Source organism: Gillisia xinjiangensis (genome assembly GCF_046298265.1).
Classification (GTDB): Bacteria; Bacteroidota; Bacteroidia; order Flavobacteriales; family Flavobacteriaceae; genus Gillisia; species Gillisia xinjiangensis.
The window spans coordinates 26,401-38,060 of the sequence record NZ_JBKAHK010000006.1; the positions used below are offsets into that span (position 1 = coordinate 26,401).

General features: G+C 37.5%; 12 protein-coding genes. 9 read left to right on the forward strand and 3 right to left on the reverse strand.

The annotated features are described in order from the left end of the window. Positions 1-5: 5 nt before the first annotated feature. The 3 genes from ACKGJN_RS11185 to ACKGJN_RS11195 all read left to right on the forward strand — a co-directional run bounded on the left by ACKGJN_RS11185 (position 6) and on the right by ACKGJN_RS11195 (position 3,535). Positions 6-1,715, forward strand: coding sequence for a type IV secretory system conjugative DNA transfer family protein (locus tag ACKGJN_RS11185; protein WP_409539585.1), 1,710 nt, complete (start codon positions 6-8; stop codon positions 1,713-1,715). A gap of 160 nt (positions 1,716-1,875) precedes the next feature. Next, positions 1,876-2,652: a type IV toxin-antitoxin system AbiEi family antitoxin gene (locus ACKGJN_RS11190; protein ID WP_409539586.1), complete on the forward strand. Its 777-nt coding sequence runs from the start codon at positions 1,876-1,878 to the stop codon at positions 2,650-2,652. Continuing rightward, entirely contained in the window at positions 2,639-3,535 is an 897-nt protein-coding gene (locus tag ACKGJN_RS11195) for a nucleotidyl transferase AbiEii/AbiGii toxin family protein (protein ID WP_409539587.1), read from the forward strand. The genes ACKGJN_RS11190 and ACKGJN_RS11195 overlap by 14 nt, the downstream gene beginning before the upstream one ends. A gap of 277 nt (positions 3,536-3,812) precedes the next feature. Here ACKGJN_RS11195 and ACKGJN_RS11200 read toward each other — a convergent pair whose 3' ends face one another. After that, positions 3,813-4,178: an arsenate reductase family protein gene (locus ACKGJN_RS11200; protein ID WP_409539588.1), complete on the reverse strand. Its 366-nt coding sequence runs from the start codon at positions 4,176-4,178 to the stop codon at positions 3,813-3,815. A 44-nt stretch (positions 4,179-4,222) separates the two neighbouring features. Further along, the gene (locus ACKGJN_RS11205) at positions 4,223-4,939 is read right to left on the reverse strand and encodes an SOS response-associated peptidase (RefSeq protein ID WP_409539589.1); all 717 of its coding nucleotides are present in this window, start codon (positions 4,937-4,939) and stop codon (positions 4,223-4,225) included. Positions 4,940-5,006: 67 nt separating this feature from the next. Here ACKGJN_RS11205 and ACKGJN_RS11210 point away from each other — a divergent pair, with 67 nt between their 5' ends. The 6 genes from ACKGJN_RS11210 to ACKGJN_RS11235 all read left to right on the forward strand — a co-directional run bounded on the left by ACKGJN_RS11210 (position 5,007) and on the right by ACKGJN_RS11235 (position 10,930). Beyond that, positions 5,007-5,423 (forward strand): LexA family protein, encoded by a 417-nt coding sequence (locus tag ACKGJN_RS11210; RefSeq protein WP_409539590.1) that lies wholly within the window; start codon positions 5,007-5,009, stop codon positions 5,421-5,423. A 1-nt stretch (position 5,424) separates the two neighbouring features. Next, positions 5,425-6,687 carry a Y-family DNA polymerase gene (locus ACKGJN_RS11215; RefSeq protein WP_409539591.1) on the forward strand — a complete coding sequence of 421 codons (1,263 nt, stop codon included), beginning with the start codon at positions 5,425-5,427 and terminating at the stop codon, positions 6,685-6,687. A 358-nt stretch (positions 6,688-7,045) separates the two neighbouring features. Then, positions 7,046-7,540, forward strand: a complete 495-nt coding sequence (locus tag ACKGJN_RS11220) for an alpha/beta fold hydrolase (protein ID WP_409539592.1) — start codon at positions 7,046-7,048, stop codon at positions 7,538-7,540. Beyond that, positions 7,531-8,436, forward strand: a complete 906-nt coding sequence (locus ACKGJN_RS11225) for a helix-turn-helix transcriptional regulator (protein WP_409539593.1) — start codon at positions 7,531-7,533, stop codon at positions 8,434-8,436. The genes ACKGJN_RS11220 and ACKGJN_RS11225 overlap by 10 nt, the downstream gene beginning before the upstream one ends. Positions 8,437-8,591: 155 nt before the next feature. Continuing rightward, complete coding sequence (locus tag ACKGJN_RS11230) at positions 8,592-9,668, forward strand: AAA family ATPase (RefSeq protein WP_409539594.1); 1,077 nt, start codon at positions 8,592-8,594, stop codon at positions 9,666-9,668. 200 nt (positions 9,669-9,868) lie between these two features. Next, complete coding sequence (locus ACKGJN_RS11235; protein ID WP_409539595.1) at positions 9,869-10,930, forward strand: type I restriction enzyme HsdR N-terminal domain-containing protein; 1,062 nt, start codon at positions 9,869-9,871, stop codon at positions 10,928-10,930. Positions 10,931-11,305: 375 nt separating this feature from the next. On the opposite strand, the gene ACKGJN_RS11240 is transcribed toward ACKGJN_RS11235, so the two are convergent. Then, a complete protein-coding gene (locus ACKGJN_RS11240) occupies positions 11,306-11,584 on the reverse strand; it encodes a hypothetical protein (RefSeq protein ID WP_409539596.1) in 279 nt (92 codons plus the stop codon). Between the last annotated feature and the right edge of the window lie 76 nt (positions 11,585-11,660).

The following is an 11,660-nucleotide window of genomic DNA, read 5'->3' on the forward strand; positions in this document are numbered from 1 at the left end:
ATAAAATGGAAGCTTATAACCTCAAACATATCGCTTTCTTACTTATCCTGGCCTCTATACTTTTCTACCTAATGTACCGGCTTTCCAGGTATGCATTTATTTTAAATACGGTTTTACTTTCTGTAGGGATCTTCTATTTATTTTATCCTGAAGGATTCGTAAAAGCAGTACTTTATCTGGGATGTCCCTTGCTCCTCCTCAATACGATCATGTATGTCTTTCTACACAAGAAAACTTCACATCCAGTTGCCGAAGAAAGGTATCAGGTAACATTTAAATCAGATCCCCAGGATTTTAAAATTGATAATATAAAACGTGGCGCATCCATTATTGGATCTGCCGGAAGTGGTAAGACCGAGAGCGTGGTCTATGGATTTTTGAAACATTTTCGGAAGCATAATTTCTGTGGGGTCATTCATGATTATAAGGATTTTGAGCTTACCGATATGGCATACCCTCTTTTTAAAAATTCTCAAAATCCATTTTATATCATATCTTTCGATAAGATCATTCACCGGGTAAATCCAATTGCACCCCGATATCTCGAAAATGAAGAAAGTGTGAATGAGATTTCCAGGGTACTTCTTGAAAATCTCCTGGAACAACGGGAATCTGGAGCTTCAGGAACCTCCAAATTTTTTAATGATGCAGCTGAGGGACTCATAGGAGGACTAATCTGGAAACTAAAAACATCTTATCCCGAATTCTGTACCTTACCGCACCTAATCGCAATTTACCAATATTTAGACACCGATAGCCTGATAAATTTTTTAGAGACCAATACAACCTCCAGGGCGATGGCAGACGCTTTTATCAGTGGCAGAGAGTCTGAACGACAAACGGCCGGAGTAAAAAGCACCCTTGCCAATGCACTGAAACGCATAAGCACTCAGAACATTTTTATGACCCTATCCGCAGATGATGTGCCTTTAAACATCAATAGCCCGGAAAATCCTGCTGTTGTTTGCGTGGTGAACAATCCCAAGTTCGAAACCTCCTATTCTCCCGTTATCGCAACAATAATCCATACCATTGTTAAACAAATGAGTGTGCGGAAAGCAGAACCTTCTTTCCTATTGATGGAAGAAGCGCCAACCATCCGCTTATTAAATATGCAACGCATCCCGGCTACTTTAAGAAGTTATGATATAGCGACGATATATGTAATGCAGGATAAGATCCAGAACGATATGATGTATGGAGACAAAGCAAGCAAGGCCATTTTAAGTAACCTTTCCTACCAATTCTTCGGAAAGGTAAATGATCCAGATACTGCCAAATACTATGAACGCTTCTTCGAAATAGTAAAAAAACCAACCACCAGTATTAATCGTGGATACAGTTTGGATTTTGACACCCGTATCACCACAGGAGAAAGAGAGATTCCTAAAATAAGAGCAGATGTGTTTTTTCGATTAAAACAAGGCGAGTTCATCACCTTTGCTGATGGCGTGGACAAAAAAGTACAGTTTAAATTACCCAACATTAAACGGGAATTTCCGGATATAGGAAAGCAGTATTCGAAGGCTGATTTAGAAACTAATTTTGATCGGATTCATGAGGAAGCGACATCACTATTTAAACTACCGAGCAGCGAAAGTGAAATAGAAAATACTTCGGAGGAAGAAATCAATGAAAATTATAAAAAGATTGACAGAGAGGTTCTGTCTATCTGCAAGGTCAAAAAGCAAATAAAGATTGATGAGGGGATTTGAGTTGTGGATCCTGGTGATAACAAAAATACCCGTTGTTTAAAAAAATTACAATCTATATACCATTAGTTTATATATTTGATTATATTCAAACTACGATGGGTTTATATGTTTTAATATAAATAAACTCCTGCATGTTTATACTTATCCAAATATCTATACTATGGGTTTACATAATGAAAGTAAAATAAACTCCCTATTGCAGCAATGGCAACCCGGGACTCCTGCCCAGACAGCCTGGTTACGAGAACTTGGTTATAGTGACCAGTTAATTAATAAATATAAAAAAAGTAACTGGCTGATACCTTTCGGGATCGGAGCGTATAAAAGACCAAATGACAAGATCTCTTACATCGGGGCCCTGCATGCGTTACAGCAACAAACCAAAATGACGGTACATCCTGCCGGACCAACTGCTTTAATGATGTTGGGAAAATCACATTATCTCGATCTGGCGCAAAAGCAGGTATTTCTTATGGGAAAACCTCAGGAGAAATTACCTGCCTGGTTCATAAAACATCAATGGGATATAGATTTTAATTATGCGACAACTTCATTTTTACCATCAGGATTGGGCATGGTCGTTCAGGATGAAACCAATTTTAGTCTTCAGGTCTCAGGAGCAGCCAGAGCTATGATGGAATGCCTGTACCTGGCACCAAAACACCAGGATCTCATTGCCTGCTATGAACTCATGGAAGGTCTGAGCAATCTCCGTCCCAAAGTTATACAGGAGTTGCTCGAGGCATGCACCTCTGTCAAAGTAAAGAGATTATTCCTTTATATGGCAGAAAAAGCCGGACATAGCTGGTTCAGGTTTCTCAATTTAAATGATATAAATCTGGGAAGTGGTAAACGTAGTATAGTTTCTGCAGGGGTTTATTTACAAAAATATCAAATTACGGTACCTAAAAAATTAGAAGAATATGGCAGGATATAGAGACCAAGTAGCTTTATTGATCCAGATCATTCCAGAAATAGAAAAAGTTCCGGTATTTGCACTGCATGGTGGGACCGCGATTAATTTATTTATTAGGGATATGCCCAGACTATCGGTCGATATTGATCTTACCTATATAAATACAGAAGCCCGGGAAACAGCGATGCTTAACATCAGGAAAGGACTGGCAACTATTCAAAAGAATATTGAACAGAATATCCCGGGTGTGAAGGTTAATTTTCTGGAAGAGCAACTAAAGATCCAGATTTCTAAAGGAGGTGCTGTTGTAAAAATAGAAGTTAACCAGGGAATTCGTGGTTTGATAAATAACCTGAATGAGCTCATATTGTGTGAAAGAGCACAGAAAGACTTTGATGCCTTCTGTAGCATTCAAGGGGTGCCTTTGGGCCAACTATATGGTGGAAAAATTTGTGCCGCTTTAGATCGGCAACATCCCAGGGATTTATTTGACGTTCACTATATGCTGGAGAATGAAGGAATCACAAAACCCATAAAAGAAGGTTTCCTGTTTACCTTATTCAGTAGTGGGAGATCAATGCAAGATATTCTTTTTCCGAACAAAATTGACCAACGGGCTACTTTCGAAAATCAATTCAAAGGAATGACCCTGAAATCTTTTACTTACGGCGATTTTGAATTTACCAGGAATCGATTGCTATCTTCCCTTCACGATTCATTGACCAAAGAGGATAAAGAATTTATTTTGGCCTTTAAAAATGCCACACCTAATTGGGATTACCTGGACTTAAAAAAATTCCCGGCTGTACAATGGAAACTGGATAACCTTTTAGCGTTAAAAGCATCGAATCCTAAAAAACACGAAGAATTGGTTTCACGACTTCGAAAACAGTTGGAAATTTAAAGATGGAAATCAAATCCCGGAAGTTTCTGAATAACCTGTTCCAAAATTTAAAGTGATTTCGATTACATTATTTCCCTGATGAATAGAATAAAAACCCATTTCAACATTATAAAAGTTCTTTGATTATATGATTCAGAATTACCGTTCCACTGATTGAAATTGCCATTTTGAAATCAACTTATTATGCTATTTACATCCCAAAATTCACAAGAGTGGGACAATATATATCGTACTTGTAAACAAGTAATTAATCAGAAACTTTTTAATTGAAACGGATTTATAATTTGAGAATATCTGTTGGGGTAAGAACAAGAACAGTAGTATCTCCCCGAAGTGCTATAGGTTGCCGCATTATTTCAGGATTGCTCCTTATCATTTTTATCCAGTCATCCGTTGAAAAATTATGTGGCTCAAATTTTAATTTATATGAATCATGTTCCTGATCTACAAGATCCTTGACTTCCATATTCAACCGGCTGGATAACTCGGCTATTTGGGTTCCGGTCAAAGGGGTTTTTAAAATGTCTATTTCCAGAATTGTAAACCCCTCTGCCTTGGCAAAAATCAAAGTTTTTTCGGCAATAACTGATTCCGGATTATAATATATAGTTATTTGTCTGTTAGATGTGGCAATTTCTCCCATTTATTTTTAGAATAAAATTATCATATTTTTTTAATTAAAATGAATCACTCTTCAAACAGATTAGTGTTCCCCCCTACTTTTTCCAATATTTCCGGGGTATTCGTATCTATCCCACGTTTATATAAGTCTCTGGTTACCGGGTGCACAATAAATGGTTCTCTCATAAAGCTATTGGCCAGAACTTCTTCAATCCCTTTATCCTTAAGATCCGGGTTCAACCACTCCCCTTCAAAATCAGGATCTAAAACAAGCGGCATTCTTTTTTTCTTGTTGTGGATCACCGCAAAAAAATCGTCGGCTTCCTTGGTAATTATGCTGCAGGTCCAGAAATCGTGATCATTGGTATTGTAAATCCCTGCGAAACTAAAAAGTTTCCTTTCTTCCAAATAGCAATAATAAGGCTGAGATGGCCCGCTTAATTTCTCATAATGCGGTTTAAAAAATCCATCTGCGAGAATTAAACAGCGGCGTTCCCGGACAGGTTCGCTGTACATTTTGCTCGTTAGCAGCGTTTCTGCTTTGGCGTTAAGAGTATTATATTTCTTCCGGAATTTCAGTACATCTTCTCCCCAGGGTGCAACCAGTCCCCACTCCATCGGTAAAATAACAGCCGGTTCGTCTATTGGAATGCAAAACATAGTAGGATGTGAAAATCCCGACAAATGATACCAGGGTTCGTAAACTTCCGGATACCGCATAACCGCACCGGTATGTTTTTCAATAGCTGCCAGTTTTTTAGTAAGGCTTGTTTCGTAACACATAATATTTATATTGGAATCTATCCATTTATATGGAATTTTTCCTAATTTTGTTTTTTAATCTTAGCTAATGAAAATTTACAAAAAATATTCTTTACATAATTTAATTATGCCTCTTTGTACTAATGGAATTTCCGCCGGTTTCCCCTCCCCGGCCGAAGACAACCTGGAAGATATTATAGACCTTAACAAACATCTGATAAAGAATAAAGAGGCAACTTTTTTTGGTCGGGCGGAAGGCGATAGTATGATTGGTGCCGGGATTGGGAACGGTGATCTGCTGGTAATTGATAAGAGCTTAAGGCCAAAACATCAAAATATCGCAGTATGCTTTTTAGATGGAGAATTTACCGTTAAGCGCATTAGAATTGAAAAGGAGATGATCTGGCTGGTAGCCGAAAATGAAAAATATCAGCCGATTAAAGTCAGCCGCGAAAATGATTTTGTGATCTGGGGAATCGTTACTCACTGCATAAAAAACCTGTAATATGTTTGCCCTGGTAGATTGCAATAATTTTTATGCGAGTTGTGAACGGGTTTTTGATCCTTCCCTCCGGAATAAACCGGTTGTTGTTCTTAGCAATAACGACGGTTGTGTAATAGCACGCAGTAATGAAGCGAAGGCAATGGGCATTCCCATGGGTGCGCCGGCCTTTCAATTTGAAAAAGATTTTGAAGCAAAAGGAATTTCGGTTTTTTCCAGTAATTATTCCCTTTATGGAGATATGAGCGGCCGGGTGATGAATATACTTGCTCAATTCACTCCTGAAATTGAAATTTATTCCATAGACGAATCTTTTCTCAAGTTTAACGGCTTTGAATTGTTCGACCTGGAACGTATTGGGAAAGAGATCGTAGAGCGCGTATTCAGGCACACCGGTATTCCTGTAAGTGTTGGGTTGGCTCCCACAAAAGCTCTGGCAAAAATCGCAAATAAGATCGCGAAGAAATTCGCCGATCGCACCGGTAGTGTTTATGCCATTGATTCCGAAGAAAAGAAAGAAAAGGCACTTCGCTGGACCAAGATTGGCGATGTATGGGGGATTGGTCGCCAGCATGAACAACGATTATTAAACATTAACGTAAAAAACGCCTGGGAATTTATCCAGTTACCGAATGATTATACCCTGAAAAAAATGAGCGTTGTAGGCTTAAGACTGAAACGGGATCTCTCTGGTGAAAGCACCCTGGATTTTGAGCAAGTGAAGAATAAAAAAAACATCGCGGTGACCCGAAGCTTTGATAAAATGTACGGTGAGTTCGATGATCTTCGGGAGCGGGTAGCTACCTATGCGGCAAAAGCCGCAGCAAAACTTCGCAAACAGGATTCAAATTGCACCCTGCTCTATGTGTTTTTAATCACTAATCCTTTTAGGACAGACCTTAAGCAATACCGCGCCAGTATGGTGGTGAAACTATCCAACCCTACCAATTCTACCATGGTATTGACTAAAGCCGCATTATATGGCCTTAGAAAGATATTCAAACCCGGCTACCAATACAAAAAAGCGGGAGTAATCATTATGGGTATCACCCCGGCTTCTGAAATTCAGCTTTCTTTATTTTCTGCAGTGGATCCCCGGCATCATATCCTAATGAAAACTATAGACCGGCTGAACAAAACGGAAAACGGAAAAGTAAAATTTGCCGGAATGGATCTTGGCCGTACCTGGAAGATGAAACAGGAACGATTGTCAAATCGCTATACCAGTAGGATTGATGAAATTATTCGGATAAGGTGTGATAATTAGTAGTATAATTTTTGAATTTATGGTGAAAGATTAAGGGAAAGAGCAAAGAATTCAGAAAAAAATAGCTTCATTACGGAAACCCGTAATTATTTCGCTATATCCTGTCGTACTTTTATAATTATGACAGACGAAATACTGAAATATTATATTCCGAAATCTTTTATAAAGAAAGAGATGCGCTATAATTTTTTAGTCGGGTTTGTTCTTGGCATGCTATCTGCATTTGTTCTAGGTGTTTTTATAGCACTATTCTTTCTCTAATTCCCTTAACCAATACAACATCAAAATTATTTTCTATCACGACCTATTTTGTCGCCTTCTCTTCGTTTCTTTACTTCACTAACCAAGAGAAGCGATTATGAACATACTTTACCTGCACGGCTTAAAAAGCAAATTGAACGAAGAGAAAAGCACAATCCTGGAGAACTACGGAAATGTATTCGCCCCCGACATTGATTACTCCAGGGAGCATATCCAGCCCCTGCAAATCCTTCAAAATTATCCCGAAATAGAATTTAATGTGATCATTGGCAGCAGCATGGGTGCTCTAAATGGGTATATCATCTCCGACTGGATTGGCCGTCCTGCCCTTTTGTTTAACCCTCCCCTATCCAGACATCCGGAAAATATAAACCTTCCCAAAGAAAAGTTCACCAGGGTAGCTTCCTCAAAACAAATTATTTTAGGGGGAAAAGATGAAGTGGTGGATCCTAAGGAAACTTTAGCTTTTTTAAGTAATCACTTGCAAGAAGATGAACTCGAGCTGAAAATTTATCCCGGGCTCGGTCACCGGATCCCACCTAACCTTTTTGAAGAGCAGGTCTCTCATTTCTTTTCTAAACTATGTTATTAATCACTATGGCTGTACATCAAACTATTAAACGTTATACCAGGATCATTTCTATCCTTCGAAGGAGACCCATGAGCTATGATGAAATTCAAAGGGAAATAGCCCTAGATCATAGCTCGATAGAAGAAGACCTTCTAACCTCCCAGCGAACATTTCAACGGGATATTAAAAATATAGCTACGATCTACGATATTGAAATAGGATCTGACAAAAGCACCAACAAATATTTTATTAAAGATGATGTTGAAGAAATACATTCCCGCCGCCTGCGAGAGAATTCTGAAATTGTAAACGCAATCCGACTGTCCAAAGGTTTTGGTGAAAGCTTGATTTTTGAAGAGCGCAGATCTCTGGGCACTGAACACATGGCAGGACTTATTCACGCTATACAGAACCGCTTATCCGTCAAATTTGAATACCATAAGTATTGGGATGAGTCCGTTAGTGATCGGACTGTAAACCCCGTTGCTTTAAAGGAAGCGCGCAACCGTTGGTATTTGATTGCACAGGACGGAGATAAAGTCAAAAATTTCGCACTAGACAGGATTAAAAATTTAGTGATTTCTGAATTCCGATTTGCCCCTATTGAATACAATGTGCATCAGGAATTTGAAAACAGTTTCGGCATTATTAACGGTACGAATGAAGAAGCTGAAAGAGTCGTGCTTTCTTTTACTCCTCAGGAAGGTCGCTATGTGGAATCCCTCCCACTACATCACAGCCAGGAATTGGTCCTGAAAAATGAAGAGGAAATCAGGTTTAGCTATTTTATCCGGCCTACGTATGATTTCAGAATGGAGTTGCTTTCCTATGGAGATCAGGTTAAGATATTGAAGCCGGAAGGCTTGAAAAAAAGCATTAAGTCACAATTACAAAAGGCTTTAAAAGGCTATAAATAAATAAATAATTTTTTTGGGTGTCATTATTTGGCGCGACCTATTTTCATCTTTGGGCTAACTAAGAAAAAGGTCCTTCCTTTTATAGAAATAAACAATAAAGCAGTTTAATTAAATCCGTCCTGGACGGAATTTTGTCTAATTTTTAAATTGATCAAATGAACTACGGAAATAATACAGAACCCGATTTTTTACCGGATTTCAATCTTCAGCATGTAAACCATCTGATACATTTCTATCAGGTACAGAAAATGTACCTGGGCTATTTCGGGAAAGTTCCCAGCAGCTATACATTTTCCAATCGGGACATCGAGAAGTTCCATGGAAAATTTCCCGAAAAGTTCGAAACCAATATTCTGGGGAAGCATTTTAGACACTGTATTGAAAAAAAAGATCACGCAGCCGAAATTATCTATATTCTCAAAAATGAAATTATTTTAGAGCAGGAGCCAGATGAAGTTCATTTGTATTTTCACGATGAGAATTCAGCGCATTTACATCAGCTCCTGGAGTTTTTAAAAGGATTTAAAATAGAAAAACCAGACAAAGCTCATATCAATCTTATCATAATGCAACAACATGGCCTCGATAATAAAAAGATAGGTTTTACCAAACCAGATCTTGACCTCTCTATCAGTTATAATGATGACTTTCCTGAATTTCATGATAAAATGCTTAAGATCTTAAAGCAGGACAATAAAAGTGGCCTCCATCTGCTCTACGGAAAACCCGGAACTGGAAAAAGCACCTATATCAGGTACCTGTGCGGACTTGTAAAGAAGGAAATCGTATTCCTTCCGGGACAGATGGCCCAGAATCTTGATAATATCGCCATGACCAAATATCTTATTGATAACCCAAACTCAGTATTGGTCATAGAAGATGCCGAAGAGCTCATCGTTTCACGGGACAGTCAGCGGAATTCAAACCTTGCAATGATCCTAAATATTACAGACGGCATTCTGGGAGAATCCCTGGGCATACAGATCATCGCCACCTTCAATACCGATGTCCAAAATATAGATCCCGCCCTCAAACGAAAAGGCCGGTTAAAATCGGCATATGAATTCAGGGCACTAGTTCCAGATAAAGCAAATCGTTTACTTATTGAGCAAAATATGAACTATTCTACCGATAAAGAAATGACCCTCGCGGAGATCTACAATATTAGTGAAGAAGAGCAATATAAGAGCCCGGAGAGAAAAGTGGTTGGATTTAGAACTGCATTAGTTTAATTACCTGCTGTGCTATTGTGAACTTTAATATCCTTGCGAGGGTAATGATCTATGAATATTTTCGGGAAGTTGGGGAATAAAAAATACGGATTAATATGATGTGAAGTAACTGATGCTATTTTTAGTATATTTATATGAAATATTGGGTAAAAAAACCATTTTAGAATCCCTACGAGCAAAAATTAATTATAGTAAAAATTATGGATAAGGACTTATGGGAAGAAATATGTTTTATTCTAACTGAGACAATTCCTTCTAATGTATCTGAACAGATTTACGAAAACAAGGTTATTAGAGTTTTTGAAAAATTAGGATGGAGTCAATATAAAAAGGAACTTTCCGTACGAGAATCTATTCAATTTGGCGCGGCCAACCGTATGTGTCCCGATATCATAATTCGTAACGAAAAATCTGAACCTGTCTGTGTAATTGAAATCAAAAAACCAACTGAAGATTTAAATTTTTCCGGACATGTAAATCAACTTTCTTCTTATATGAGGATGCTCAGAACTCCGGTGGGAATCCTAATTGGAGATAGATTTAAAGTCTTTACTGAAATGTCCGATTCAAGAGCAAATGATATTCATCTTGTAGAAGAAATTCCTTTAAGGAAATCCTCTGAAAAAGGAGTGAAGTTTGTTGAATCTTTTAAGAAATCTGAAAGTACTACCACCTCAATTGAATTCTACGTTCAAAACGGATTAAAAAAATACAACGAAAAACAGAAGCTAAGGGATATTGAAAACAGAATAATACAGCAAGGGTTTAGTGATGAAATTTTCGATTTGGTAAGGAAAAAACTGAGTGAGTTTTATGATTCTGATTTGGTAGATAGAGTTTTGGAAGATTATGATTTCGAACTCAAATCCAAAACAATTAATCATGAATCTGAAACTTATATTTCGAATAAATTAAGAATCCCGAGAATCAATTCTAATGATATAGATTCCAAAAGGACTAAAGAAGGACTTAAAATTGGTGAGTATGTTCAGAAAACCTTCAGAAACTTATTTGCACATGGTAAATTAAATTCCAATGATATTCAAAATTTATTAAATCCTGATTATTCTAAGCGGGTTTTAAACGCAGGATATCCTGTTTTAAGAATAAAATCTCAAGGTCGGGCTGATCATAAAGGATGGAATAGGTATTATAAAGAAATTTATGGTGATAAATATTACCTAAGTGCACAATGGAATGTCTCACACTGGGATCTGTTTGAACCATGGTTAAAGGAAATTAACCGACAAGGTTTACCATAAAAAAATTATTTTCAAGGTCCTTTCTCCAATTTCACTTGCACCACCTCTATATTGACCGATTATCCAGGGATTTTAAAATTTCATTCCGCCAACAAGGCAAAAAATTCCATAGCAAAAATGAGATTTGGTGAGGAGGCATAGGGATAATTTCGAATTTTTTATTTCAAGGTGAATTTTAAGTGTTACAGTGTGTTTTCACTAAATCTGGAATGGATCTGATAAATTTCAAATTTAAAGTTCATTCGGCCAATCCGTTGGCAGCAGGACAAATAAGAGGATTGTTGAATAATTATATAAATTTTTAGCGACAGGTGCAAAATGCTTTCAATTACCTTCCTTCTACATTTATTCAGGAAATTCATTTCAACTAAGGTATTAATCCCTCATTTCGATAATCATGTATTCAGGTTCCATCCATGCTGTAAAAGAACCATCAATTTTCACTTTTCTGAATTTACAGCATTGGCCATCAAAGCTATATTCAAAGGCTGAAATACCCTTACTTTTTAAAAAACCCTGTTGCGGTTTTTTCTTGATTTTTATTCTCCAGCTTTGATGGGTGCCAGGGAGCTTGAAAAGCAGATATTCAGGATAAATCCCGGTCCTTTCAAATTCGCGCATTCCGCCCTGGACATGAGTTATATATAATGACATAATCTTTTAAGGGAATTACTACTATTAAATTATTTTCTACGACGGTAATTGACGTATCTAATATATACATTCGGTG